The sequence below is a fragment of the Burkholderia sp. Ed8 genome (assembly GCF_040761425.1).
Lineage (GTDB): Bacteria > Pseudomonadota > Gammaproteobacteria > Burkholderiales > Burkholderiaceae > Burkholderia > Burkholderia seminalis.
Genome location: NZ_CP142885.1, coordinates 2588806 through 2615402 on the forward strand (window position 1 = coordinate 2588806; position 26597 = coordinate 2615402).

Annotated in this window: 24 protein-coding genes and 1 pseudogene; 13 read left to right on the forward strand and 12 right to left on the reverse strand. The window is 64.0% G+C overall.

Translation table 11 applies throughout. The features are described 5' to 3' along the window. Positions 1-14 precede the first annotated feature (14 nt). The 3 genes from VXM69_RS11830 to VXM69_RS11840 all read left to right on the forward strand — a co-directional run bounded on the left by VXM69_RS11830 (position 15) and on the right by VXM69_RS11840 (position 1623). Complete coding sequence (locus VXM69_RS11830) at positions 15-404, forward strand: lysozyme inhibitor LprI family protein (protein ID WP_034189366.1); 390 nt, start codon at positions 15-17, stop codon at positions 402-404. Between the two features lie 62 nt (positions 405-466). Beyond that, a complete protein-coding gene (locus tag VXM69_RS11835; RefSeq protein ID WP_124607770.1) occupies positions 467-1045 on the forward strand; it encodes a hypothetical protein in 579 nt (192 codons plus the stop codon). 50 nt (positions 1046-1095) lie between these two features. Further along, a complete protein-coding gene (locus tag VXM69_RS11840; protein ID WP_124670265.1) occupies positions 1096-1623 on the forward strand; it encodes an N-acetyltransferase in 528 nt (175 codons plus the stop codon). A 25-nt stretch (positions 1624-1648) separates the two neighbouring features. Here VXM69_RS11840 and VXM69_RS11845 read toward each other — a convergent pair whose 3' ends face one another. From VXM69_RS11845 to VXM69_RS11855, 3 genes are all read right to left on the reverse strand, one after another. Then, complete coding sequence (locus tag VXM69_RS11845) at positions 1649-2995, reverse strand: glutamine synthetase family protein (RefSeq protein WP_124607681.1); 1347 nt, start codon at positions 2993-2995, stop codon at positions 1649-1651. 153 nt (positions 2996-3148) lie between these two features. Continuing rightward, a complete protein-coding gene (locus VXM69_RS11850; RefSeq protein WP_034189364.1) occupies positions 3149-3706 on the reverse strand; it encodes a helix-turn-helix domain-containing protein in 558 nt (185 codons plus the stop codon). 16 nt (positions 3707-3722) lie between these two features. After that, a complete protein-coding gene (locus VXM69_RS11855) occupies positions 3723-5012 on the reverse strand; it encodes an FAD-binding oxidoreductase (protein ID WP_049035438.1) in 1290 nt (429 codons plus the stop codon). Positions 5013-5982: 970 nt separating this feature from the next. Between VXM69_RS11855 and VXM69_RS11860 the strand changes: the two genes are divergently transcribed. The 6 genes from VXM69_RS11860 to VXM69_RS11885 all read left to right on the forward strand — a co-directional run bounded on the left by VXM69_RS11860 (position 5983) and on the right by VXM69_RS11885 (position 15384). Beyond that, positions 5983-8745, forward strand: coding sequence for a PQQ-binding-like beta-propeller repeat protein (locus tag VXM69_RS11860; RefSeq protein ID WP_082744638.1), 2763 nt, complete (start codon positions 5983-5985; stop codon positions 8743-8745). A 110-nt stretch (positions 8746-8855) separates the two neighbouring features. Then, entirely contained in the window at positions 8856-9317 is a 462-nt protein-coding gene (locus tag VXM69_RS11865; RefSeq protein ID WP_141727538.1) for a hypothetical protein, read from the forward strand. A 166-nt stretch (positions 9318-9483) separates the two neighbouring features. Then, the gene (locus VXM69_RS11870) at positions 9484-10437 is read left to right on the forward strand and encodes a CPBP family intramembrane glutamic endopeptidase (RefSeq protein WP_226252653.1); all 954 of its coding nucleotides are present in this window, start codon (positions 9484-9486) and stop codon (positions 10435-10437) included. 24 nt (positions 10438-10461) lie between these two features. Then, positions 10462-11787: an HlyD family efflux transporter periplasmic adaptor subunit gene (locus VXM69_RS11875; protein ID WP_083286646.1), complete on the forward strand. Its 1326-nt coding sequence runs from the start codon at positions 10462-10464 to the stop codon at positions 11785-11787. Between the two features lie 34 nt (positions 11788-11821). Then, positions 11822-13915: a peptidase domain-containing ABC transporter gene (locus VXM69_RS11880; protein WP_367188649.1), complete on the forward strand. Its 2094-nt coding sequence runs from the start codon at positions 11822-11824 to the stop codon at positions 13913-13915. Then, entirely contained in the window at positions 13912-15384 is a 1473-nt protein-coding gene (locus VXM69_RS11885) for a TolC family protein (RefSeq protein WP_367188650.1), read from the forward strand. The genes VXM69_RS11880 and VXM69_RS11885 overlap by 4 nt, the downstream gene beginning before the upstream one ends. Positions 15385-15749: 365 nt before the next feature. Here the strand turns inward: VXM69_RS11885 and VXM69_RS11890 are convergent, their stop codons facing one another. Continuing rightward, entirely contained in the window at positions 15750-16184 is a 435-nt protein-coding gene (locus VXM69_RS11890) for a hypothetical protein (RefSeq protein WP_034189357.1), read from the reverse strand. Positions 16185-16438: 254 nt separating this feature from the next. On the opposite strand from VXM69_RS11890, the gene VXM69_RS11895 reads away from it, so the two are divergent. Together VXM69_RS11895 and VXM69_RS11900 are read left to right on the forward strand one after the other, a co-directional pair. Then, a complete protein-coding gene (locus VXM69_RS11895) occupies positions 16439-17176 on the forward strand; it encodes a sulfite exporter TauE/SafE family protein (RefSeq protein ID WP_367188651.1) in 738 nt (245 codons plus the stop codon). Positions 17177-17268: 92 nt separating this feature from the next. Continuing rightward, positions 17269-17471, forward strand: a pseudogene (locus VXM69_RS11900) (GABA permease); the annotation flags it as partial. A gap of 35 nt (positions 17472-17506) precedes the next feature. On the opposite strand, the gene VXM69_RS11905 reads toward VXM69_RS11900, so the two are convergent. The 6 genes from VXM69_RS11905 to ftrA form a co-directional block, all read right to left on the reverse strand. Next, positions 17507-18085 (reverse strand): NnrU family protein, encoded by a 579-nt coding sequence (locus tag VXM69_RS11905; protein ID WP_059556818.1) that lies wholly within the window; start codon positions 18083-18085, stop codon positions 17507-17509. A gap of 299 nt (positions 18086-18384) precedes the next feature. Next, positions 18385-19008, reverse strand: coding sequence for a TfoX/Sxy family protein (locus VXM69_RS11910; RefSeq protein ID WP_049028510.1), 624 nt, complete (start codon positions 19006-19008; stop codon positions 18385-18387). Beyond that, positions 19005-20114 carry a malate/lactate/ureidoglycolate dehydrogenase gene (locus VXM69_RS11915; RefSeq protein WP_069706805.1) on the reverse strand — a complete coding sequence of 370 codons (1110 nt, stop codon included), beginning with the start codon at positions 20112-20114 and terminating at the stop codon, positions 19005-19007. The genes VXM69_RS11910 and VXM69_RS11915 overlap by 4 nt, the downstream gene beginning before the upstream one ends. Positions 20115-20169: 55 nt before the next feature. Continuing rightward, positions 20170-21624, reverse strand: a complete 1455-nt coding sequence (locus VXM69_RS11920) for a M20 family metallopeptidase (RefSeq protein WP_059556820.1) — start codon at positions 21622-21624, stop codon at positions 20170-20172. 79 nt (positions 21625-21703) lie between these two features. Beyond that, positions 21704-22774, reverse strand: a complete 1071-nt coding sequence (locus tag VXM69_RS11925; protein ID WP_367188652.1) for an NAD(P)H-dependent flavin oxidoreductase — start codon at positions 22772-22774, stop codon at positions 21704-21706. 85 nt (positions 22775-22859) lie between these two features. After that, entirely contained in the window at positions 22860-23822 is a 963-nt protein-coding gene (ftrA, locus tag VXM69_RS11930) for a transcriptional regulator FtrA (RefSeq protein ID WP_367188653.1), read from the reverse strand. Between the two features lie 114 nt (positions 23823-23936). Here ftrA and VXM69_RS11935 point away from each other — a divergent pair, with 114 nt between their 5' ends. Both VXM69_RS11935 and VXM69_RS11940 read left to right on the forward strand, forming a co-directional pair. After that, a complete protein-coding gene (locus VXM69_RS11935) occupies positions 23937-24356 on the forward strand; it encodes a rhodanese-like domain-containing protein (protein ID WP_049032816.1) in 420 nt (139 codons plus the stop codon). Between the two features lie 90 nt (positions 24357-24446). Continuing rightward, positions 24447-24773 (forward strand): superinfection immunity protein, encoded by a 327-nt coding sequence (locus tag VXM69_RS11940; protein ID WP_034189349.1) that lies wholly within the window; start codon positions 24447-24449, stop codon positions 24771-24773. A gap of 15 nt (positions 24774-24788) precedes the next feature. On the opposite strand, the gene VXM69_RS11945 is transcribed toward VXM69_RS11940, so the two are convergent. Both VXM69_RS11945 and VXM69_RS11950 read right to left on the reverse strand, forming a co-directional pair. Beyond that, the gene (locus VXM69_RS11945; protein ID WP_367188654.1) at positions 24789-25958 is read right to left on the reverse strand and encodes a cytochrome P450; all 1170 of its coding nucleotides are present in this window, start codon (positions 25956-25958) and stop codon (positions 24789-24791) included. Positions 25959-26064: 106 nt separating this feature from the next. Beyond that, positions 26065-26331, reverse strand: a complete 267-nt coding sequence (locus tag VXM69_RS11950) for a YodC family protein (RefSeq protein WP_049032821.1) — start codon at positions 26329-26331, stop codon at positions 26065-26067. Positions 26332-26597 lie beyond the last annotated feature (266 nt).

A 26597-nucleotide genomic window follows, 5' to 3' on the forward strand; every position in this document is an offset into this window, starting at 1 on the left:
CCAGGAGCATCACGATGAAAAAGAAGACGCTGTTCGCATCCTGCGCGCTGCTCGCGCTCGCCGTTCCGTTCGCCGCACAGGCGGCTGGCTGCGGGAAGCCGCGCAGCGCGTTCGACCAGGTGTACTGCACCAGCACGCAGTTCTCGCAATCCGATCGCGATCTCAACGACGAGTACGGTCGCCTGCGCAAGCAATTGAGCGGCGACCAGCAGGCCGCGCTGAAGGCCGGCCAGCTCGCGTGGCTGAAGCAGCGCGATGCGCAGTGCAGCGAAACGCGCAACAACAGCTACCTCGTGGATATCCAGTGCGCGAACGACATGACGCAGTCGCGGCTGTCGTTCCTGCGCGAGCGTGAGCGCGAATGCTCGAGCACGGGGTGCGTGACGTCGAAGCTCGGCGAGTAAGCTCGTCGGACGCGGTGTGCCGCCGTGCAGGTCGCGGCACGCCGCCTTTGGAAGACACGACGATGCGGCATGAATTCTCCGAAGTCCTCAACGACCTGATCGACTGTTTCCTCGTCGGCGATCTTCTGCTGCTGAAGCGCTACAAGGAAACACATCGGCTGCCGGATGACGTCGCGTCCGCGTTCACGACCGGCGACAGCGGCGACAACGCCGTGCTCGAAGGCGTCGTCATTCCGCTGGCCGGTATCGAGAACCATCCGTATACGGTCATCTTCACGCTGGACGACGACACGCCCGAACTGCTGAAGGCGGGAAGCCGTCTGCAGCATCGGCGCGGCGGATACGTGCTGCGCGTCGAACACCGTTCGGTGATGCTTTACACGTGGCGCATTCTCGAACGCTTCAACGACGAATCGGTGAACGCGCTGCTGGCGCGTTATCGCGAACCGGGCCGGCCCGTGATCGACCTCGACAACGGCTGGTACGACGTCGAAGTCCTCGGTGGCGAAGTGCCGCGCAACGGCTGGTTCGAACCCGCGTTCGAGTTCGTGCTGAAGAAAACCGACACGCCGAGCGACGCGTCACACGTGGATCTCGGCTACAGTTTCGCCATCGACAGCAGCCTGGATCCGGCGGAATGAATTCCGTGCAGGGCAACGCTGCGCACGGCACACGATCAGGCGAGGTACGCATGGCACCGAACACGACGACGATCGACATCCGCGCCGCCACCGCCGCCGATGCGCCCGCCATTGCCGGCATCCACGTCGCATCCTGGCAAGCGACCTACACGGACATCATGCCGGCTCCGTTCCTCGCCGGCCTGTCGATCGAAAAGCGCACGGCCGGGTGGCGTTATGCACTCGACGCAGGACGGCCGTGCGTCGCGCTTGCGCTCTCGGGAAACGCGTTGACGGGCTGGATCGCCTACGGTCCGACCCGCGACACCGACAAGGATCGCGCGTGGGGCGAAATCGAAGCGATCTATCTGAATCCGTCGCATTGCGGGCAAGGCATCGGCGCGGCGCTGGTCGATCATGCGTGCCGGTCGCTGCATGATGCCGGCCATGCCTGGGTGTCGCTGTGGGTACTGATCAAGAACCGCCGGGCCAGGGCATTCTACGAACGCGAAGGCTTCGTCGCCGAAGACGACATCAAGACGTTCGAGATCGACGGGACGCCGATCGAGGAGGTGCGCTACTGGCGCGCGCTTCCCTGACCGGCTCTAGCCGCCGGCACGGCCGTCAAAGAAACCACCGATACTCCCGCGCGCCGATTTCATTGCGAAAATCCAGCTCTTCCTGCCGCTTGTTCTCGCAATACACCATCACGAACTCGCTGCCGAGCCCTTCGCGCACGGCCGGATGATCCTGCATCGCCGCGACGGCCGACAGCATCTCCTTCGGAAAATCGATCCCGCTGCCGCGATCCTCGTTGAGCGGCGCGATCGGTTCGATCCGCGCGTCGAGCCCGTGTTCCATCCCCGACAGGATCGCCGCGAGCACCAGATACGGATTCGCATCCGCGCTCGCGAGCCGGTGTTCGATCCGCAGGTTGCGGGTATCCGACTCCGGAATCCGGATGCATGCATCGCGATCCTCGAAGCCCCAGCTTGCGCGGCTCGCCGCGTTCACCATCGACCCGTAGCGCCGGAACGCATTGTGATTCGGCGCGAACACGGGCATGCAGTGCGGCAGCAACGCGAGGCAGCCGGCCACCGCATGCCGCAACGGCCGCTGCCCGTCCGCCGCGAGCAGGTTGCGCCCCGCGTCGTCGTACAGGCTCACGTGCACGTGCATCCCGCTGCCCGGCGCATGCAGGTACGGCTTGCCCATGAAGCTCGCGCGATAGCCGTGCTGCAACGCGACGCCGCGCGTGCTGCGGCAGAACAGCGCCGACCAGTCGGCCGCGCGCAGCGCGTCGTCGGTGTGGCCGAAATTGATCTCGAACTGGCCGGGCCCGAGCTCGGCGGTGATCACCGTCGCGTCGACACCCTGCTCGCGCGCGGCATCGACCATCTCGTGCAGCACGTCGGAAAAGCGCGACAGGCGCTCGATATGCATGTTCGGCTGATCGTCGCGGTCGTCGCTCAACCGGTCGCGCGGATACTGCGGCATCCCTTCCGCGAGCTGCGCGGCGAACAGGTAGAACTCGAGCTCGAACGCGACGACAGGCCGGATGCCGCGCGCCGCGAACCGCCGCAGCACGCGCGCAAGCACCTCGCGCGGCTCGAACTCGATCGGCGCATCGGTGCCGTCGGAACTGATCAGCATCTGCGCGAGCGGCTGCCGCTCCCAGCGCACCGGCTTCAGCGTGCCGGGAATCAAGCGGCGCGGCGCGTCGGGATCGCCGTCGTTGAAGCAGTAGTCGCCGATCTTGTAGAGGCCGCCCTGCGTGCCGAGCAGCACGCAGTTCTGCGGCAGCTTAAGCAGCGAACCGGCCGCGACCTTTTCGAGCGCATCGATCGGGTAACGCTTGCCGTAGAAGTGTCCCGGCAAATCGAGGCAGATCAGGTCGACATAACGGATCTCGGGGTGCGCCTGCCGGAACGCGCGGACTTCATCGACCAGCGCGGGAACGACGTCAGCCATGTCTCATCCTTTCCATGTCCTGGTATGGCGGTGCCGCGACGCGGCGAACCGGATTCGCGCGGCACGCGTGATCCTGCACGCCGCATTTCAATCAGTACTGCAAACAGGCTGCGTGGCGCGGCGGCCCGTAACACCGCGTGCCCCGCCGACCACTCAGGTGAATACCCAGATCACGCGCGTCGGCACGTCGGTCAGGTTGGCGTAACGGAAGCGCTTGTGCGCGGGCAACTGGAATGCGTCGTTCGGGCCGAGCGTGACCGGCGTGTCGTCGCCGTCGATCCAGATCGTCAGCTCTCCTTCGAGCACGAAACCGCCCTGCTCGTCGCTGTCGTCGACCGGCCGCTCGCCGCTGCTCGCGCCCGGCGCGAGATGGCTCTCAAGGATCGAGAAGCGCGAGCGCATGTTCGGCGACACGAGAATATCGGTGATGCCGGCCGCGTAATACACGGTGCGCCTTTCGTCGGGCCGCGTGACCCACGGCACGCTGCGCGGCTTGCTCAGGCTGTAGAAGTACGTGGTCGGCACGCCGAGCGCCTCGCCGATCGCGGTGAGATCCGCGACCGTCGGGCGCGACAGCCCGCGCTCGACCTGCGACAGAAAGCCGACCGAGCGGCCGATCCGTTCAGCCAGATCGTTGAGCGTGACCTTGCGGTGCTTGCGCAGGTCGCGGATCAGGATCGCCAGACTTTCTATCTCTTCCTGTTCGTTCATGACGGGTTCCGGTGGGTCAGACGGTATCGCGCAAACGGTACCAGGCCTTGCCGATCGCTTCCAGCGGTGCGGCGAGCCGGTCGCCGCCGGGAAAACGCGGGTTGCGGATGCGCTGGTACTGCGCGAGCAGGCGTTCGTCGCCGAGCACGGCGTCGGCCACCGCGCGCGCGCCGGCCAGCGTCGGCAGCACGCCGTGCCCCGAGAAGCCCTGCAGCCAGAAACGCTGCCCGTGTCGGCCGATGTCAGGCGTGCGGCGCATGCTGATGTCGATATGGCCGCCCCATGCGTAGTCGAGCGGCACGCCGGCCAGTTGCGGGAACACGCGTTCGAGGTGCGGCCGCGTCGCCGCCGCGATATCGGCCGGAATTCCGCCGAGATACGTGCAGCCGCCGCCGAACAGCAACCGGTTGTCGGGGCTCAGGCGGAAGTAGTCGGGCACGAACTGGTTGTCGATCACGCAGCTGTTCTGCGGCAGCAGCGCACGCGCGACGTCGGGCGCGAGCGGTGCGGTCGCGACCTGGTAGGTGCCGACCGGCAGCAGGCGGCGCGCAAGCTCGCGATCGAGGCGGTCGACGTAGGCGTTGCACGCCAGCACGAGTACGTCGGCACGCACTTCGCCGCGTAACGTGCGCGCGACGTGGCCGCCGGCCGTCTCGCGGCAGTCGAGCACGCGGCTCTGCTCGAAGATACGGCCGCCCGCGCGCTCGATCGTCTGTGCGAGGCCGAGCGCGAGCTTCAGCGGATTCAGGTGGCCGGCCTCGGGATCGTGGAGCGCGGCGAGATAACGCTTGCCGCCGATCCATTCGGGCAGCTCGTCACGGCCGATCACCCGCAACCGGTCGTAGCCCCAGCGCTCGGCCGCCTCGTCGCGCGCCTGCGCAAGCATCGCGACGCGACGCGGCCGTACGGCCGCCCACAGGCTGCCCGGCCGGTAGTCGATGTCGAAACCGTGCCGCGCCGGCAGTTCGCGCACCTCGGCCGCCGCCCAGCGCATGCTGTCCCACAGCAGGCGCGCGCCGTCGCGGCCGAGCGAATCCTCGAGCGGCTGCATGTCGCACGACCAGCCGAGCAGCGCCTGCCCGCCGTTGCGCCCCGACGCCGCCCACGCGACGCGGCTCGCTTCGAGCACAACCACGCGCTTGCCGGCCAGCGCCAGGCGCAACGCCGTATGCAGCCCGCTGAAGCCCGCGCCGACGACGAGCACGTCGGCATCGATGCGTTCGTCCAGTGCGGGACGATGCGGGATCGGCGCCGGGTAGGTGCCGGCGTAGTAGCTTGCGACGTGACGGTCGGACTGCACGAACATGCGCGCTCCCGTGAAAATTACGCCGAGAAATTTCATGAAAAATTAGCACGGCAATTTCACGGAAGCAAGCGGGCGGAAACCCGGTCGGATGAACCGGCATGGCTGTCGAGATGCATCCAACTTGGAATTTTTTTCGTTCAAATCGGAACTTGCAAGGACCCACACCGGCTGCGAACGCCCGCGAATGTTCCTCAATAAAACAATAGCTTGAAGAGGTCGCCACACGCCCTCGGCGCTACAGCGTGATCGACCACCGACCGATGCACCGGCTGCTGCGCGCTGAAGTCGCGTATGGGCGACTGTTGACTGCATCAAGCCGGCGTTTCCTTACTCCACCGCCCGCTCCTGCAGTGCAGCGGTACACACCTGACCAGGAGTGCACGCGTACAGAACTCGGAATTCCCTATGGCTACCACAGACTTTTCGGCGCCATGTTAATTATGTCAAATTAATCTGACACGCTGACCTTTCATTTGATGCCAGGTTGACGATCACGCATCCGGCACTTTGTCGCGTTTATAAGACAAAGACACCGTGTCAGGGGCCTTCTTAGGCCGCTCAGGTTGCGAACACCGGCGTGTTCGCTCCAAAGCACCCACTCGACTGAAATCGGTTTCAACGAGAATTTAATTTCGATGACCGCGCTTTTTATTATCTCTAAATTTAATATTTAGCTTCTGTCGCGCGGAATAATCTCACCTATACCACCAATAAAAAATTCACAATGAATTCATTCGTGAAAATATTCTAAAAATACCTTCACTTTGCTTCGTATGAGAAATGCAGAATTCGAACTCCACGCAGGTGATTTCGAGCGTCAAATGCGGAATGCATCCGCAATCTTTCGTTAATATAACTGAAATTCTTGGCGATCGCAAGATCCCACATAGTGCGATGGGGATTGATGTAATCCGCCTGTACAGGCGAATCGCGGCGGGGACACGTGAAATAATCGACCGACAAAAAAACCATGAATGATTCCAACCTGAACAGGCGGGCCGCGTTACGTAATTTAATTGAGTCGAAATGCATATTTCGCGCACCAAAATACAAGCTTGTATCGTCAAGCGGAAAGTCCCTTAAATGGCTGATCGATTTGCGACCACTCCTTCTTTCTTCGGAAGGACTCGATACGCTTGCGGATTTATTCTGGAATCGCTATGCGGATCAACTGCCGTTTCAGGTCGGCGGCATGGAAATGGCCGCCGTCCCGCTCGTGGCTGCGATTCTTATGGCCGGCGCACGCAAAGGGCACCATCTCGGCGGCTTCATCATTCACAAAGAGCGTAAGCGTTATGGCCGGATGAACGCGATCGAAGGCGAGGTTTCGGATGCACCTATTCTGCTCGTGGATGATATTTTCAACAGCGGCGCGAGCATTGAACAATCACGCGTTGTATTAGCGGAAATTGATCGCCCCATCTGGAAAGTGTGGAGCGTGATCGACTACCAGTCCAATACGGGTGAGGGCTGGCAAAAGCGACATGGCGTTACAGTAGAGTCCGCATACGTTCTAGGTGATTTCGGCCTGAAACTGTCGGTTCCGACTAGCCATTCGACGCAGCTTTCGTTCCTCGTGCGCTGGCTCAGCAAAGCGACCTCCGCGAATCACCACTATGTCGTACCGAAATCCGCACCGCGCGCGCAAGGCGGCTTGATCTATTTCGGAACCGACAGCGGCGAAATGCGCTGCATCGATGGCGCAAGCGGCGAAACGCGCTGGAGTTTCAAGATCGAGGCGGCGCGCTCAAAAGGGATTTGGTCTACGCCGTACGTGACGCCCGGACGCGTTTTCTTCGGCGGCTACGACGGTAACCTGTACGCGTTGTGTGCCCAAAGCGGCCGGGAAATCTGGCGATACGTCGAACCCGATTGGATTGGCTCTTCACCGGCCTACGCATCAGACCTGAATCTGGTCTTTATCGGCGTTGAATACGCCAGTCCAACGCGAGGCGGCGGCATAGCCGCGATCGACGCTGAAACCGGTCACAAGGTCTGGGAATGCCCGGTCCGTTGCTACGTCCACGGCTCCCCGCTCTATGCCGCTGATGATTCGCTTGTGCTCTGCGGCACGAACGACGGTGCTCTGCTGGCGCTCGACGCACGTACCGGCGCACTCCGTTGGCAATTTCAGACGAACGGCGCGGTCAAGCATGCGCCCGCACTCGATCCCGATCGCCGGCAAGTCGTGTTCGGATCGTTCGACGGCGGCATTCGCGGCGTAAGCCTCGATAGCGGCGAACTGAAGTTCTGCATCCAGACCGGCAACGCCGTCTACACAACACCGCTGATCGACGGCGCTCGCGCCTACTGCGGCTCTACGGACAAGTACCTGTACGTGATCGATTTGGCGACCGGCGAAGGCATCGCGAAGATCGGCGCGCACTCCAAGATTTTTTCGTCTCCTGCCCGCATCGGCCCATGGATTTGGTTCGGAAGCACGAACGGGCGCGTACGTGCAATCGATCCTCAAACGTTTGCGCTCGCTGGTGTGTTTCAGCTTCCTGATGCCGTGACAACCGCCGTCGAATATGACGCGGTTAATCAGATGCTCACGGTTGCGACGACGGCCAATCGCCTGTACGGCGTGTCCGTGACGCCGCCAGTCGTGCGCGAACCAGCACAAGACGGGCAGTCGACGGTCGACGTGACCGCATTACAGCTTGCGCGGCGTGCTGTCGATGCAATTGCGAATCGCACCGCTCTGCCTGATCCGCTAGGATACAAATTGACCGGCGCTCTCCCGCAAGGTGGTGTCTTCGTGAGCCTGCGAAATCGCGCGACTTTGCAGCGCATCGGGCGCGGCGGTCAATGGACGTTCGACTCAAGCGACCTATCACCGGAATTGTCGGTCATCGTGGCGGTGACGAAGGCGTGCGCGAACCTGGCCGTCGATTCGCTTCGCGATACCGCCATTGGCGTAAGTCTGTTCGGACCGCTTGAGCAAGTCGCAGTCGATCAGTTGGATCACGAGAAATTCGGAATACTCGTGCGCGCAACGGCAGGCGGCAAGCTCGGCGGTGGGCTGCCGAACTCCCCTGAATACTGCAACGAACACGGCCAGTATCTGCACGCGCTGCGCAACGCCAAACTGACGCCCAGTGAAGGGCACACGCTTTACCGTCATACCGTTAAACGACAGACCGATGACATGTCGTGGCCGGCCTATGGCGTTCCGCTTCCATACGACGCGACGACACTGACGCGCTTCGTGTCGTGGTTGCTCGATCCGCGAAAGCAGGATGAGCTGGAAGATTCGCTCTCGGGCGTGGTAGATCGACTTTCCGCTCTGGCCGTCACTCGGTACATGGATGCAGCGTTCACAACGCAGCTTGTGCCGGCACCCAAGATGGCGAACTTGCGTGATCTGCAACAGTCCCTGCCGGACCAAGGTGCCGGTGCATCGCACATGTTCCTGTCACTGATATTCAGAGGCCGTCCTGTTGATCGCTCGCGCTGTCGCGGTCACTTCCGCATGGATCGGGATGCACTGATATGCCGAAATGGCAATCAGACGCAAGCTTTCTTGCCTGTATCGACATTGCATCGATGGACGGACGAAGAGTCGTTCATCGCGGCGCTGCCGGATATTCCGGCCTCAACCTGGGAAGTCGCTCCTTGCCTGACGTGGGCGATAGCAGACGACGCAAATCCCCTTCCAGTGCGCGGCGCATTCATCGAGCAGGCGCACACGCAACCGCCGTCGCAAGTGCTGCAACGCTCGGAATCCTGACGCACAACCTTTTCGCGTCAGCTGTTTCGACAACCGATTGTGAATCAATGGCTGCGCGGGTGCCATTGTGGATGTAGACGTCAAACCCGCATACTTCAGGAGTGAATCACATGCAAACGATTGACGATCTGGATTTGCTGCGCTACGTGGCTGGTGGTGATGGTGATGGCGGCGGTGACGGCGATGGTGATGGTGGCGGATACGGCGATGGCGATGGCGACGGGGATGGTGACGGCGACGGTGATTCCGCAGCCGATTCGGCAGTAGGCAGCGACGCGACGTCGTTGGCCGACGCAGGCTTCAACTCCGATGCCAACGATGCCATCGGGCAGGCTGAAAACAACGGTCAACTCGCGGAAGCCACGAAGGGCTTGCAGGACGAATCAATGTCCACGTGGGGCGGTGCGGCCGTTGCCGGATATGACGCCGCGCAACAGGGTCTGTCGTTAGGTCAGGCTGAAACTGCCAACCTCGGCTCCTTCCAATCTTCTCCGATTGGTTTCGCCGCAGGATACGCGGTTGGCGCTGCCGCTCACGGGCTCGGTATCGGCGGCGGCGGTCACAACCACTAAGCAACGCTCTGGTGTACAGGCTATGAACCAAGCCTGATCGATGAATGACGGCGCGCTACTGGTCCCGCGACTGGACGCGTTATCTTCATCGGTATAGCACCACACAGCGCACCGAAAATTGCGTCGCCAAAAGCAAGCAACCATTGTTTCACTCGATCATAATTCCATGAAAAATGAAGACAATATAGCGCGTGCGTTTATTGATCTTGCCAAGCTTGGCCGAACTGATTGGCGAGCAACAGCATCGACGATCCTTCTTAGCGCGATCGTCAGTATCATCGGCACGCTTGGAGTCCTGATGTTTTCAGGATGGACGCTGTATTTCAAGAATTTTGATGCCGCTCGGGCAGCTATCTCGCTGTACACCAATACAGCTAGCACCACGGGCATCATAGGCTTCTGGCTTGCATGCAAGATCGTCTTGCGACGCCCGTACCTCTCCCTGATTTCCGTCGACCTGCGTTTCCGACTTCGGCGTTGCCTGTTCGGCGCGGTTCTTTATCTTCCTGCCTTCGTGATAGCAGCCTTAGTCATGTCCATCTATACGTCGATTCGAATTGGCGCATGGACGCTTCCGTTCGGGCATCTTCAACCGCTGCAGGACATTCTAAGTTTTGGTCGGATTCTAGGGATGCTTGGCGCGTGGCTCGGCATTCTCGTTCTCGCGTTCGCCGAGGAATTGTTTTTCCGTGGGTGGTTGACGCAAACGCTCGGGCAATATGTGCGTTCCCCGCTCATCGTCGTCGCAATCGTTGCCGCCCTCTTCGCGATCTACCACACACATTACGACTGGCCCATCAAAACGACACTGTTCTTTTGCTCGCTTGGGTTTTCTGCATTGAGTTTACGCGATCGACGACTGGAACTGTCGATCGGGGCGCATACGATGATGAACATCTGCGCAATGATGCTGCCGATCCTGTTCTCCCACGCGCAGCAACATGCGCAAATTTCAACGTCCGGATTCGTAAACAATCCAGTCCTGATAGCTGACGCGGTTGTCTTTGCCATGCTCAAAGGTGTCCTGCCTTTCGCTTTGATGTACTGGTTTTTGAAGAAGACGAACGGCTGGTTTGTATCTAAAGAAGCCGCAAGCGCCATCGATGCTCAGCGCGTGTGATCATCCGCTGACAACAAGATAAGCATGAGCGAGACATCGACCGTCCCCAACGCAGAGCAGCCGGAAGAGAAACAGCCACGGCAAAGTAACCGTGCATTGCTATTCCGCCCCGCTGCGCTCGAATTTCGTCAGCATCAATGGCTCGGTGAGGTTGTGCTGACGGGTTCGGCACGCAGCCTCACGACCAGCATCGTGTTCTTCGCAATCGCGACCGCCGTCGTGTTGTTCATGATCTTCGGCGAGTACACGCGAAAGGAGGAAGTACAAGGCCGGGTCATGATCGACAACGGCGCGGCGGAGATATTCGCGCCAACGGTCGGCACGGTTATCCGCGTGCTCGTCAACGAAGGAGACGTGGTTAATGTCGGCCGGCCTTTGGTCGTCGTGTCAACAGAGCGCACTATCGCTGGCGGCAACTCGCGGCAGCAGATCGGTGTTGAACTGAATGCGCGGCGTTCCAGCCTGGAAGGCGACTCGCGGCATATACAAAGCATCGTCGAACAGAACATTGCGATGCTCAAGGCGAAGGCCATCGAACTGAGCGCGGGTATTCGGCATCTGGAGACGGAAATCACGACCCTTGAGGCGCGATCAAAGCTGGCAGAAATCGACAGTGCGCGGTTCGAACAATTGCGGCGTGACGATGTGGTGTCCCAATCCGAATTCGAGCAGCATGAGCAAAGCATGCTGATGAGTCAGGCGCAACTCGAAGACCTGCGAAAGCAACGTACGGCCTCTCAAGTGGAACTCGCGCAGGTTAAGGCTGATCTTCGAAATGCACCGCTTGATGAACAAAACCAACTGGACTCGATCCGTCGGCAAATGCTACAGGTGGACGGCGAAATCGCTGACAACGAATCCAACCGAGAAATCACGATACCGGCGCAAATCGCAGGCACCGTAACGGCTCTGCTCACTCGTCCCGGCCAGTCGGTCAACGGATCAACACCTTTGATGTCGCTACTGCCGCAAGGCGGGAGCCTCGACGTGAAACTGTTTGCGCCGAGCAAGGCAGTCGGTTTCGTCAAGATCGGCGCGCCCGTCGAATTGCGATACGAAGCGTTCCCGTATCAGAAATTTGGGGCCTACGCGGGCAAGGTCACGCAGATCGCTCGCACCGCCTTGAGCCCGTCGCAATTGCAGACCGCAACCGAAACGGGCGATGCCGACAGGTCCGAGAACCTGTATCAGATTACGGTTGCGCTCGATTCACAGACCATCAACGCCTACGGCGAGTCGATTCCCTTGCAGGACGGGATGCGCGTCGACGCAGACGTAGTGCTCGATACGCGCAAGCTGTACGAATGGGTACTGGAACCGCTGTACACGCTAACCCGCCGCTCACCCTGACCGCAGTTCACGCTTTACCCTAACCAGAGCAACCATGAACCGCCAACTTCAATTCGGATTTCGGCGTAGTGTTGACGTGCATTTGCAAACCGAAGCAACGGAATGCGGACTTGCCTGCATCAGCATGATCGCAACGTTTCATGGCTACGACACCGATCTGCCAACGTTGCGGCGACGCTTTTCGCCATCACTCAAGGGGCTTACGCTGCTCGATCTTGTCAAGATCGGCGCATCCCTCGATCTTGCCGGGCGCGCGGTTCGACTGGAGCCGGAAGAGCTTCACCTGCTGCGGCTGCCGTGCATTCTGCATTGGGATTTTCGGCATTTTGTCGTCCTCGAACGAGTTGGCCGCGATCATGTGATGTTGGTTGACCCCGCGCTCGGCGCGCGGCGCATGCCGCTCAAGGAATTGTCGCTGCATTTCGGCGGCATGGCATTGGAACTCTTGCCGACGCCGGCCTTTCAGCCTCGCCGGGACAAGCAGGAAATCGGTCTGCGTTCCCTGATGGGTCGTGCAAGTGGTGTCGGGCGCGGGCTGCTCAGAATCTTCCTGCTCGCCCTTGCGCTTGAAGTCTTCACCATCGTTGCACCTTTCTATCCCGAGTGGGTCACGGACCAAGCCATTACGACCGGCGATCGACACCTACTTCTGATTTTGGCGCTGGGTTTCGGGTTGGTGCTGGTGATCCATATCGCGACAGAGGCAATGCGATCGTGGGCTGTCACGACGTTCAGCACGCTCGTGAATGTGCAATGGTTGGCGAACGTGTTCAGACATCTGCTGAATCTGCCGCTCGACTATTTCGGCAAACGTCACATCGGCGATATCGTTTCCCGCTTCGATAGCGTCAACACGATCCAGCAAGCGCTGACGGTCGGCTTCGTTGAATCCGTGCTCGATGGTCTCATGTCGATCGGCACCATCATTATCATGATCGTCTACAACGCCCGGCTATCGCTTATCAGTGTGGTTGCCGTGGTGCTCTACGCGATCTTGCGCGCCTGTATTTATGGCGCACTGCGCATGTCGAACCAGAAGCAGATTGTTTTCGCCGCACGAGGCAAAAGTCTGCTCATGGAATCAGTCCGAGGCATTCAGAGCGTGCGCCTGTTTGGTAAGGCGGAGGACCGGCTAGCCCGCTGGCTGAATGTGATCGTAAGCGAGAAGAACGCCGATCTGCGAACGCGACGGCTTCAACTGATCGCCACCATAAGCAATCATTTCATCTTCGGGCTCGAAGCGATTCTCGTAACCTACTTCGGCGCGCTTGCCGTCATTGACCGGTCGCTCTCGCTCGGGATGCTGTTCGCCTTCCTGTCCTATCGTGGGCAGTTCACCGCACGCTTTACTGCGTTGATCGACAAAGTTTACGAGCTGCGAATTCTCAAACTTCACGCGGCGCGACTGGCGGATATCGTGCTCACGAAACGGGAGCCGGATGAAGTGATGCGAGCGCCGGACGTGGATGAATTTGTGCCGACGCTCGAAGTCAAGAAATTGTCATACAGCTATTCGAAGAACGGACCGAAGATCATCGACAACCTCGATCTGCGTGTTGAGGCCGGCGAAGCTGTTGCAATTGTCGGGCCATCTGGCCAAGGCAAAACCACGTTGCTGAAACTGCTCGCAGGCTTGTTGGCACCGTATTCTGGGGAAATTATCGCGGGCGGAATACCGATTCGGCAAATGGGGCTTGCGAACTATCGTTCCCTGATCGGCGTCGTGATGCAAGAGGATCGACTGTTCGCCGGATCGATTGCCGAGAACATCAGTTTCTTCGATCCAACGCCCGACTTCGCGTGGATCACGGAATGCGCGGAAATGGCTTCCGTCAATGCTGATATTCGTGCGATGCCGATGGGCTACTACACCTATATCGGAGACATGGGGTCTGCCCTGTCCGCAGGTCAGCGGCAACGCGTGATGCTCGCACGCGCCCTTTACCGCCGTCCGAAACTGCTCCTGCTCGATGAGGCGACGAGCCATCTTGACGTGAACAACGAGCGCGCCGTGAACGCGGCGATGCGCAAGCTGAACATCACGCGGATCATTGTCGCGCACCGTCCTGAAACCATCGCAACAGCTGATCGCGTCATCGAACTTGGGCAGGTTCGGGAAACAGCATGAGAAAGAAGAATGTCGCGCTTCAGACGCTTTCATACCGTTGTGCGCTCGTTGTTGCCTGCCTCGCGGTCGCCATGCTCGTCGTTCCGCTGACGCATGCGCAACTCGATCCTTTTTCGACGCGAAGAGGACTGGAAGACGTGTCGCCCTATTTGAACCGGATGGCACGCGCTACAGGCGCCTGTAGCGACGCGAGCCTTCATTCGCCTGTTTCCCTGTATGACGCAGTCAGCCGCGCTCTGTGCAGCGATCCGACCGTGCGCGAGAGCTGGGCGAACATGGTCTTGAACGCGGCTCAGGTGGGTGTCGCAAAATCTGCGTGGTTGCCGACGCTAGACGCCAGTGGCACACGTTCGCGTACAGTTGAAACCGAAACCCTATCTGGTCCGACACTGCCTGATGCGATGGGCCGCGCATCGGATCGTTATGGCGAGTTGCGGCTCTCGTGGGTGCTCTTCGATTTCGGAAGGCGTGACGCGAATCTGGCCTACTATAACGGTCTTCTTGAGCTTTCCAAGGCGAGCCATACCGAAGCGCTGCAATCTGTGTTCGAACAGGCCGCAGCGGCGTTTTACTCAGTCTGGACTGCACAAAGCACACTTGATGCTGCGGGCAACGCCGAGGCGAATGCCGAACGAAGCTTTCAGATTGCCCGGCATAAACACCTTGCAGGCGCCGCTACACTGAACGATGAATTGCAGGCAAAGGCCGCGTGGCAGGAAGCAATTTACACACGCGTGAACGCGACAGGTGCGCTCAAGGCAGCGCAGGGCACCTTGTGTCTACGCATGGGAATTCCCGTCGAAACCTCCATTGAAGTCGATGTGAGCGCGGGCGCTCAACCGGACGTGAATTTCACGTCTTCGATTGCTGATCTGCTGGCGCTCGCAAAAGCTGTCAACCCGAAGGTACGCGAGGCGCAAGCACTGATCGAAGCTGACGACGCGAACGCGAAACTTGCACACAGGGAGGAACTGCCCACGATTTCCTTGTCCGGCTCGTTGAGCAACGACAAGTCATTAGGCGCATTTCCACGCGACACGCGCACGTACAGCAAATATGTGGGAATTCAGATCAGCATCCCGATCTTTTCAGGGTTTGGTCAGGAGTATCACCGTCAGGCATCGGAAGCTCAAGTTGATATCGACCGCGCAAGCCTGCACAAAGCCGAACTGGAAGTCGCGTCGGCAGTATGGCGCAACTATCAGGACGTGATAACGAAGACGGCCAATCTACAGGTCGCCTCTTCGACGCAGGAAAGCGCGCAGGAAGCGTACGACGTGGCGAGCAAACGCTACAGTGCCGGCGTCGGTCCCCTGCTCGATGTTCTGAACGCCCAAACTACCCTCGCAACGGCGCGACGTCAGGTCGTGCAATCTCAGGCCGATTGGCGTGTGTCGAGGCTAGTGCTGGCATTTTCGATTGGGACGCTCGACGGCGTGCGTTGGACGCCGCACGCTGAAGCGCCATGACGATATTCGTCGTCAACAACGCTACGACGGAGATTTTTCTTGCCTTCTCTGCGACTTCTTATCCGGGCCTTGCCTGTGCCAATCACTGCATCAATGTCATCCGTTGCCGGACCGATGACCAAGACGGCCACGATGCCTGAACGTCAGCTTGTCGATACGCCAGTACCGGTCGTGCAACCAGGGCGCTTGGTCGGCGCAGGCGATCAAGCGACGCAGTCGACGCGGCTTGACGCCTCCTTCAGCATCGGATGCTCGACGCACGGCGCATCGAAGGCGGAAAGACGGACGTCCGCCGGACTGCCGCCGTCGCCGCTCATACGCGGTCGATCACCCGGCACGATCGGCACGCACCGGGAAACCGACGCTCAGTCGTAGTGCTTGTTGCGCTTCTTCTTGTGCTTGTTGCCGTGATAGTGGTCGTTGGAACGGGCGTTGTTGCGCGACACGTGGCCGCCCAGCGCCGCGCCCGCGCCGCCGCCCACGGCTGCGCCGACGAGACCGCCCGCCGTACCGCCCATCGCATTGCCCGCTGCGGCGCCCGCGCCGCCGCCCAGTGCGCCGCCGACGACCGCGCCCGTGCGCTCGCGCTTGTTCGACGTGACCGCACCGCCCGCGCCGCCGCCTACCGCACCGCCGATGACCGTGCCCGTGCTGCCGCCGATCGCATTGCCGACCGCCGCACCCGCGACGCCGCCCAACGCACCGCCCAGTGCGTTATTCGTATCGCCTGCCACGGCAGGTAACGACACCATCGCCGTCACGCCGGCCACCACTGCCATCACACCCAGTTTCTTCAGCATCTGTCCGCCCTTCTGATTTTCGAGATATCGACGGGAATTTAGCACCATTCCGTTAAGCCTATCGTAATGAAGCGTTAAATCGGGCGTGTTCCCGGCTCGAACGCCACGCGCACGGCGGCGCCTGCGCACCCGGACCGCGCTCGCACCACGAGGCGGCGAAGCACCGAAGAGCGCGATCCTGCATTACCATCGGGCGTCCACCGCGCCTGCCCGTATCCGGCAAGCGGGCCTGCCACCTCCCTCGTTGCGCTCCGATGCTCGCTCTCGTCATCCTCGCCGGCCTCTGGGCCGGCCTGCAGAACACCCTCGCCGGCGGCGGCTCGTTCGTCACGCTGCCCGCGCTGATCGTGTCGGGCATGTCGCCGCTCGCGGCGAACATCACGTCGACGGTCGCGCTGTTTCCCGCGCAGGTCTCGACCGGCTGGGCCAGCCGAAAAATGGTGCGCGGCGCGGGCAAGCTGTCGTTTCGCGCGCTGTTCGCGATCAGCGTGGTCGGCGGCGCACTCGGCGGGCTGCTGCTGCTGAAGACGCCTTCGTCGATCTTCTCGCGCCTTGTACCGTGGCTCGTGCTGTTCGCGACCATCGTGTTCGCGTGGGGCAGCTTCTTCCGGAAGCCGCGCGAAGGCGCGGCGCACCTCGGCACCGTCCCTGCCGCGATCTCGCAATTCATGATCGCGATCTACGGCGGCTACTTCGGCGGCGGACTCGGCTTCCTGATGATGGCCGTGTTGACGATGGCCGGTCTGTCGCCGCGTCACGCGATGTCGACGAAGAACGCACTCGCGGGCGTGATGAACGCATCGGCCGTCGTGCTGTTCGTGACGTCGCCGCACCTGCACTGGGGATCGGCACTCGCGCTCGGCGGCGGCGCGATCGTCGGCGGGCTGCTCGGCACGTGGGCGCTGCATCGCGTGAACGAACGCATCCTGCGGATCGGGATCGTCTGCATCGGCGTCGTGCTGACCATCGGATTGTTCGTCAAGCCGATCTGACGCACGCGCTTCCCGCCCAACGATAACGAGAGGCAGGAGAGGCGGACAACGCGTTGAGGCAAAGCCTCAAGCAACGGCACATCACGATGATCGCGCTTGGCGGCGTGATCGTGCGCGTGATGGTGTGCTACGTCGGCTCGGTGTCGATTCTGATCCTGTGCATGCCGTGGACCGACAAGGCCAACCAGAAATCGCCGCGAGTGCGCTGTTCAACATCGCGGGCTTCACGGGTGCGGCCGTCGCGATGAAGACCGTGCTGTTCGAATCGTTCATGTCGGTGATGAACTCGTTCCTGGCGAGGATGCGTTGACCGGCGGCCGGCGTGCGCGTTCAGCCGAACGGCCGCACGCCGATCAGCGGGCCGTGCAGGAACCGCGCGAACACGGCCCAGACGACGATCCCGCCCAGCACGGCGACGATGTCGCCCGACAGCGCGCCGGCCGGGTAGCGGACGCCGTCGCGGCGATCGCGCGCACGCGACACGACGAAATCGACGATCGACCACACGAAGAACGCACCGAACAGCACGACCGCATGCACGGTGCCGTTCACGAGCAGGTGCGCCACGGCCCAGACCATCACGCCGGCCAGCATCGGGTGTCCGACGAGCGTCTTGATCCGGTTGCGCGGCACGTACGACGCGGCGATCAGCACGAACGCGACCGCGGTCAGCATGCCCGTCAGGTGGCGCACGCCGACCGGCGACACCCACAGCAGCGTCGCGCCCGAGCGGGCGATCCCGTACCCCCAGACGATCAGCACGAAGCCGACGACCGACGCGATCGAATAACCGCCCTTCCAGCCCTTCTCGCCGATCCGCTCGATCGTCGTGGAGCGCCAGCCGCCGGCGACGATCCGGATCGAGTGCACACCGAGGAAGATCGCTAAACCGAGAATCAGGACGAGCATCGACTGTCTCCGTCTGGAATGATGAGTGGGGATACGTTCCGCGCGACGTACGATGCGCCGTTCGCGGAGCCGGCGGCAAGGCCGGCGCGGGCCGCGCCCGGCGGCGCAACCCGCGCCGATCATAAACGCCGGGACTGCCGTTGTGAAGCATGCAGGATGTGCGGCGCGTCAAGCTTGACGCGTTCGTACGTCCGGTCGTGCGGGCCTGCGGCCGTACGACGCACCGGTCGCCCGGTGATGGGTACGCCTGAAAGAAAGGAAAGCGAACATCGCGCGGCTGTCGCTTCGCGCGGCCGGTATTACGTCTGCTTGCGCTTCGCCGGCGGTTTCGATGCCGGTTTCGGCGCAGGTTTCGATACGCGCGCGGCTTTCGGCACGGAGAGCGGTTCGGCCGTGGATTTCGGCGCGGATTTCGCCGCCACCGTGGATGCCGTCTTCCGCGCCGGGTTCGGCGCAGGCTTGGGCGCGGATTTCAGTGCGGCTTTCGGCGCGGCTTTCGATGCCGATTTCGATGCCGATTTCGCTGCCGTCCCGGCACCCGCCTTCGACGCCGGCTTCGGCACGGCCCTCGCCTTGCGCTTCGGCGGCCCGGCCAGCAACGCCGCACGATACGCGCCGCGGCACCAGTCGAACAGCGCACCCGCATCCTCGAGCACGTCGGCCGGCGTTTCGTAGTAGCCCTCGAGCGCGACCGTACGCGTGGGCCTGGTATACGAGAACGGCCCCATGCCCGCCGCGACGAACGCCGGACGGTTCACGTCGTCGACACGCAGGAACAGCGACCCGCGCGACATGAAGCCGAACATCACGCCGTCGAGCCGCAACGCCGCGCCGCTGAAGAACCGGGCGACCGCGACCGTGCCGAGCGGCGCGAGCTGATACGCGATCTCCTCGCCGTGCGCCTTCTCCGCTTGCCAGCTCATGCGCGGGCCTCGCAGCGCCGCGTCCACGCATCGAGCTCGGCGTCGTCGAAACCGACGGCCGTCGCACTCTCGCGGATCTGCCGCCACGTCGCGCGGTCGACCGGGATGCCGGCGGCCCCGCGTGCGGCACGGCTGGCATCCTCCGGCTCGCCGGGCATCCGCACCGGCGCATCGCCGGCCTGCGGCGATGCCTTCGCCCACGCGACGAACGCATCGGCCTCGCGCTCGGCGTCGGCCGCGTCGAACGCGTTCGGGTCGATCAGCACCGACAGCATCCCGTTGACGATCGCGCTCGTTTTCTGCAGCGTATCGCCGTACGTCGTATGCCCGCCGACCAGCGCCCCGCCGAAGATCTCGCACATCGCCGCGAGCGCATACCCCTTGTGCAGCCCGAACGGCAGCAGCGCGCCGAACGGCTGCTCGTGCATCACGGCCGGATCATCGGTCGGCTGGCCGCGATGGTCGATCAGCGACCCGGCCGGCACATGCTTGCCCTGGTTGTACGCGACGCGCGTCTTGCCGTACGCGATCGCGCTCGTCGCGAAATCGAGCAGCAGCGGCGGTTTGCCCGCCCGCGGATACGCGGCGCAGAACGGGTTCGTGCCGAAGCGCGGATCGGTGCCGTGCAACGGCGCGACCAGCAGGTCGCCCGGCACGTTGACGAAATGGAACGACACGAGCCCCGAGCGGGCGCACTGCTCGGCCCAGTGCCCGATGCGGCCGAGGTGATGGACGTCGCGCAGCCCGATCGCACAGATCCCCATGCGCCGCGCACGCTCGATTCCCTCGACCATCGCCTCGAACGCGATCACCTGGCCGAAACCGCGGCCGCCGTCGATCGTCAGCACCGCGCCGCCGTCGCGCACGATCGACGCGTGCCCGTTCAGTTGCAACTGCCCTTCCCGCCACGACGCGACGTAATTCGGGATCATCCCGATCCCGTGCGAGTCGTGGCCCGCGAGATTCGCGCCGACCAGGTGATCGGCGACGAGCGCTGCCTCGCGCGCACTGCTGCCGGCCCGCTCCCAGAGTGCCGCGACGAATGCGTGCAGCGGTTCGGCGCGCATGCGCAGCGGTTCGGTAGCGGGCGTCGGCAGGACGGTCATCGGCAACACTCCATCACGTCGGATCGGGCAATCGATGCTTCGGACGCTGCGACGCTCAGCGCGCGGTCGCGATCACGTCGGCCACGGCCGCGGTCAGCTTCTTCGCGTACGGCACATGCAGGAACTCGTTCGGGCCGTGCGCGTTCGACTTCGGCCCGAGCACGCCGCACACCATGAACTGCGCGGACGGGAAGCCTTCCTGCAGCACGTTCATCAGCGGGATCGTGCCGCCGAGGCCCATGTACGCGCAGTCGGCGCCGAAGTGGCGGCGCGACGCGGCGTCGAGCGACGACGCGAGCCACGGCGCGAGATCGGGCGCGCTCCAGCCCGTCGCGGCGCCCGCGTCCGGCTTGAACGTGACCTTCGCGTTGTACGGCGGATCGAGTTCGAGCAGTTCCTTCAGCTGCTGCACGGCCTGGGCGGCATCGACGAGCGGCGGCAGGCGCAGCGACAGCTTGAACGCGGTGCGCGGACGCAGCACGTTGCCGGCATCGGCGAGCGCCGGCATGCCGGCCGCACCCGTGACCGACAGCGACGGACGCCATGTCGAATTCAGCAGCGCCTCGCGCGGATCGGTCGTGGTCGGCAGCACCGGCTTGCCGTCCGCGCCGCACGCCCACGGCAGCCCCTTCCATACGGTGTCGCCGAGAATCGCGGCGGCCGCTTCGGCCTCGCGCACGCGGCTCGACGGAATCTCGCAATGGAACACGCCCGGCAGCAGGTTGCCGTTCTTCGCATCTTCCAGGCGCTCGAACAGCTGGCGCATCACGCGGAAGCTCGACGGCGCGATGCCGCCGTAGACCCCCGAGTGGATGCCTTCTTCCAGCACCTCGACCTGCAGGTCGCCCGACACGAGGCCGCGCAGCGACGTGGTGAGCCACATCTGGTCGTAGTTGCCGGCGCCCGAATCGAGACAGACGACGAGCGACACCTGGCCGAGCCGGTCGCGCAATGCATCGACGTACGGCAGCAGGTCGTAGCTGCCCGACTCCTCGCAGGTCTCGATCAGGCCGACGCAGCGCGGCCGCTCGATGCCCTGCTCGTCGAGCGCGCCGAGCGCCGCGAGGCTCGCGTAGATCGCGTAACCGTCGTCCGCGCCGCCGCGGCCGTACAGCTTGCCGTTCTCGAACTTCGGCGTCCACGGGCCGAGGTCCGCGCGCCAGCCGTCGAATTCGGGCTGCTTGTCGAGGTGGCCGTACAGCAGGATCGTATCGGTGCTGCCCGAGCGCGTGGCGGGCGTCTCGAAGAAGATCACCGGCGTGCGGCCCGGCAGGCGCACGATTTCGAGCGTCAGGCCCTTCACGGGCTGCCGTTCGGCCCACTGCGCGGCGTCCGTGACGACGCGCTCGAGATAGCCGCGCTTCGCCCAGTCGGGGTCGAATGCGGGACTCTTCGCGGGAATCGCGATGTAGTCGGTCAGGGCATGGAGGATTTCATCGTTCCACTTGCGCTCGACGAAGGTAACGAGCTTGTCATGGTCGAGGACGGGGGTCGTGTCGACGGAAGTCATGATGGGGGGGCCTGGATCGGGCTGACGAAAACCCAGATCATACGCCGATGCTCCCCCGCCGGCGCCCCCTCCTGGCCGTTCAGACGACCTTCGGGAACGCGTCGCGCAGCCCTGCCGCGCAGGCCAGCGCGTCGTCCCACAGGCGTCGCGTCAATGTGCCGGCATCCGCCTCGCGCGCGAGCGCCGCGGCCTCGCCCGACCACAGCAGCGAGAAATCGTCGCGGCCCTGCCGCTCGAACGCGCTACGCAGCGGATCGACCGCGGCCGTCGCGAGCGGGAACGCGGGCGCAAGGGCACTCATCGGCCCCTGTTCGCGCATGAAGCGCGTCAGCAGCCCGCGCGCGGGGCGGCCGGTATACAGGTTGGTCATGCGCGTGCCGTCGTCGCGTGCCGCGCGCACCGCCGCGCGATGCTGCGCCGACCGGCCGGCCTGCGGCGTCAGCAGGTAGGCGGTACCGATCTGCACCGCACGCGCGCCGAGCGCGAACGCGGCCGCGATGCCGCGCCCGTCGGCGATCGCACCGGCCGCGATCACCGGCGCGCGCACCGCGTCGACGATCTGCGGCAGCAACGCGAACAGGCCCGGTTGCGCATGGATATCGTCGGTCAGGAACATCCCGCGGTGGCCGCCGGCCTCCGCGCCCTGCGCGACGATCGCGTCGACGCCGCGCGCATCGAGCCAGCGCGCCTCCTCGACGGTCGTCGCGGAAGAAACGACTCGCGCGCCCGTACGCCGCACGCGTTCGAGCAGCGTGTCGTCCGGCAACCCGAAATGGAAGCTCACGACGGCCGGCCGCCATTCCTCGACGACCGCGCACGTCGCATCGTCGAACGGCGCGCGGCCCGGGCCGCCCTTCACGCCGGCCGGATCGACTCCGGCTTCCGCGTAGTAGCCGGCGAGCGCCGCGCGCCAGCGCGCGTCGACCTCGGCGTCGGGCGCGGGCGGCGTGTGGCAGAAGAAGTTCACGTTGAACGGCGCGGGCGTGCGGGCGCGGATCGCCGCGATCTCGTCGCGCAACTGCTGCGGGCCGAGCGCCGCGCACGCGAGCGAACCGAGCCCGCCGGCTTCGCACACGGCGATCGCGAGCGGGCTCAGCGAACCGACCATCGGGGCCTGGATCAACGGCAAACGGGAAGGCAGTGTCGTCATCGGAATCCTTTTTCGCCATGCATGGTCGTCGCCACGCGGGTTGTTCTTCGTCTCGTCGCGCACAACCGGCCTGATGCCGCGTGCGCTACGTGCCGCCGCGATCCATGCCGCGCCGGTATGCGGCCGGGCTGGTCGCCGCGACGCGCCGGAAATGCCGGCGCAACGATTCCTCCGAGCCGAACCCCGCGCGCGCCGCGACCTGCGCGAGCGGCAGCGCGGGCTGCGCCTCGAGCATGTCCTTCGCGACGTTCACGCGCTCGCGGATCAGCCACGTGAGCGGCGACATCCCCGTCGCATCCGCGAACTGGCGCTGCAGCGTGCGCGTGCTCATCGCGGCCTGCGCGGCGAGCGATGCCAGCGTGTGCGGCTCGGCCGCATGGGCGCGCATCCAGTCGATCAGCTTCGCGAGCCGGTCGGTGCCGCCCGGCGCGACCGGGCGCGGCACGAATTGCGCCTGCCCGCCATCGCGGTGCGGCGGCAGCACGAGGCGCTGCGCGACCCGGTTCGCGATCGCGCCGCCGTGGTCGCGCCGCACCAGATGCAGCAGCATGTCGAGCCCCGCCGCCGAACCGGCCGACGTGACGATCTGCCCTTCGTCGACGTACAGCGCATCGGGATTCACGCGCAGCGCCGGATAGCGCGCCTGCAGGCGTTCCGCGTAACGCCAGTGGGTGGTCACCGTGAGCCCGTCGAGCACGCCGGCCGCCGCGAGCACGAACACGCCCGAACAGATCGAGCAGAGCCGCGCGCCGCGCCGATGCGCGGCCCGCAGCTTCTTCAGCAACGGCTCGGGCGGCCGTTCGTCCGGATCGCGCCAGCCGGGAATCACGATGGTGCCCGCGCGATCGAGCATCGCGAGCCGGTACGGCGCGGCGACCGTGATGCCGCCCGCCGCGCGCACCGGCCCAGGCTCGCTGGCGCATACCGCGAAGCGATACCAGTCGACGCCGAGTTCCGGGCGCTCGAGCGCGAACAGTTCGACCACGCAGCCGAATTCGAATGTGCAGAGGCGATCGTAGGCGAGCGCGACGACGAGATGATCATGCATGGCGCAATGTTACCGGAACTTGTCGATCGCGCCACTGCCGCAAAGCGGGCCGAACCGCGATACTGCCTCTCATCCCGGCGCGCTCCGCGCCCCTTCCACCCGGAGAACCTGCCCATGTCCTACGTCACCGACGTGCCCGCCGCCGACAGCCCCGCCGCCCTCGCCCATTTCGAGGCGTCGCTGCGATTCGAGACCGATTGCTGGGACGTGCACGACGCGCTCGCGTCCGGGGCACCCGACTTCGTGCTGCTCGACGTGCGCGGCCCCGACCAGTTCGCCGCCGGCCACGTGCCCGGCGCACGCAACCTGCCGCGCCGCAAGATCATCGAGAGCAAGCTCGCCGGCTATCCGGCCGGTACGCTGTTCGTCGTCTACTGCGCGGGCCCGCACTGCAACGGCGCCGCACGCGCGGCGATCCAGCTGGCGCGCCTCGGCCGGCCGGTCAAGCTGATGATTGGCGGCGTGACGGGCTGGCGCGACGAAGGTTTCGCGTTGAGCAACGAAGTGCAGCCGATCGGCGCCGAAGCCGACTGATCGTCATTAAAAACGCAACAATCAATTGCCAGCACACGAACGAAAAAAGCGCGACAATCAGCCACATTGCAGTTCGGACGGAGCAGCACCATGCATGATGCAGTCCTGATTCAAGTGGCCGGTTCAGTCGCCGCGATCGCGATCTATTTTCTGCCGGCCGTCATTGCCGACCGGCGCGGCCGGCACGACAAGCTGACGATCGCGATGTTCAACGCGCTGTTCGCATGGACCGGCATCGGCTGGCTGATGACGCTGTACTGGGCGTGCCAGCCGAACCCGCGTACCGACGTCGCGCAGACGATCCTCGCGAAGCGCCGCGGCGTCAGCATGCGGACGTTCTCGTCCGGCCTCGTCGAACGCGTGCAGCGCCGCGTCGCGGCCCAGGAGCAATGGGCCGAGAAGCAAGGCTGCCGTTAAGTCCCTTTTTCCCTTTCACCGTGCCGCGTCGAACTTCGGCATCCTGACGTTGGTCGACGCGCGGTAAGTCCAGTGCAGTCCCTCGTGCGGCGGCCAGCCGCCTGCGCGCAAGCACGCCCCGAACGCCCCCGCCGTCACCGCCCGCGCGATCCGCTCGCCCGGGCACGCGTGCGGCCCCGTGCCGAAGCCGAAATTCGGCCCCGCCGCGCGACCGGGCATCAGCCGGTGCGGTTCGCGATGCACGGCCGGGTCGCGGTTCGCCGCGGCGAGCACGACGAGGATCGCGTCGCCGGCTTCGACGGTCGCGCCGTCGATCGTCGTGCGCGCCGCGACGAAGCGGCGCGTGTTCTGCACCGGTGAATCGAAGCGCCCGACTTCGGCGACGAAGGCGTCGAGCGCCGTGTCGTCAGGCACGGCGCGCGCGGCGTGGGCTTCCCCGTGCCATGCCACCAGCATGTTGCCGAGCCACGCGGCCGTCGCTTCACAGGTCTGCGACAACAACCCGACGAGATTCGCCACCAGCGCGCCGCTTGCCTGCCAGCCCGACGCGCGCGCTGCCTGCTGCACGGCGGCGACGAGCGTGCCGTCGTGCGCACGCGTCTGCGCGACGCGCTCGGTCATCCGGTCGAGCAATTGCCGCGCGCCTTCGCTTGCGCGCGCCAGCGCCGCGGCATCCGACAACGGCGACAGCGCGGCGACGAAGTCGACGACCCGCGCCGCGATGTCGTCCAGCTGCGCTTCGTCGAAGCCGAGCAGATCGGCAACCGCACACACGGGCACGGTCATGCACCACGTATTCAGCGCGTCGGCGTCGCCAGGCGCCGGCAACCGTCGCGCGGCAAGCTGCGCCGCGCGAGCGCGCAGCGCCTCCGTGTCGATCGGTGCGAACGCCGCGCGCAACGCCTGCTTCGGTACGTCGTGCCGCGACGCGCCGTCGTTCATGCGCACGAGTTCGCCGAACAGCGCGCCGGCCGTCGTGCCGCGCAACGCGGGCGGCACCGGCATGTCCAGCGGGCGTACGCGGCAGGCCGGATGGCCGAGCACGGCCGTCACGGTCGACGCGCGGCTCGCGACCCACAGGCCGAGCGCGGCGTCGAACGCGAGCGGCGGCCCGTCGACGAGCGTCGCATAGTAGGGATAGGGATCGCGGTGCGTCACCGCTGCAATGGGATCGGTCGGGTTCATGCGCTCAGTATCGATGGCGTGCACCGCCGCATGTTTCGGGTTCACGTGAAATGTCGCGGCACGGGCGCCACGCGCCGCGGCCTCGCAACGCGAGGCAAGGCAACGGTCAGGCGGCCGACCGGTCGCGGTGCGACTGCATGCGCATCCGGACGCGCCCGGCCGAAATCGCGCGCGGCTCGGGCAGCACCGTGTCGTGATGGAACATTTCCTGCCGGAATTCGCCGTTTTCGTCGAACCACTGGCAGATCAGCCAGTCGCCGTCGTCGAACACGACCGGCCCCGCATAGGTGACGGTCATGCGCGGCCCGCCCGTTTTCAGCGTCACGACATCGCCGACGCGAAACCTGACGCGCTGATTTTCTCGGATCGTCATCGCTCTCTCGGATTTTATATATTGATATTCCCGGCGGCCCGCCAACCGGTCATTTGAATGTGCCGCAGATTATCAATCAAAAAAACGGCCGGCAACTGCCGCACACGAAAATACATTGATCGAGAAAATGCAACGATACGCGCCATCGACACGCGCGGCGGGCCGCCGATCGCCCGATCCGGCGCGGCCTGCACGGCGGATCGGGGCAACCGGGGGAAATGCGGAGAATAAACGATGGTTTTCGCGCCGTCATCGACGGTTAATCA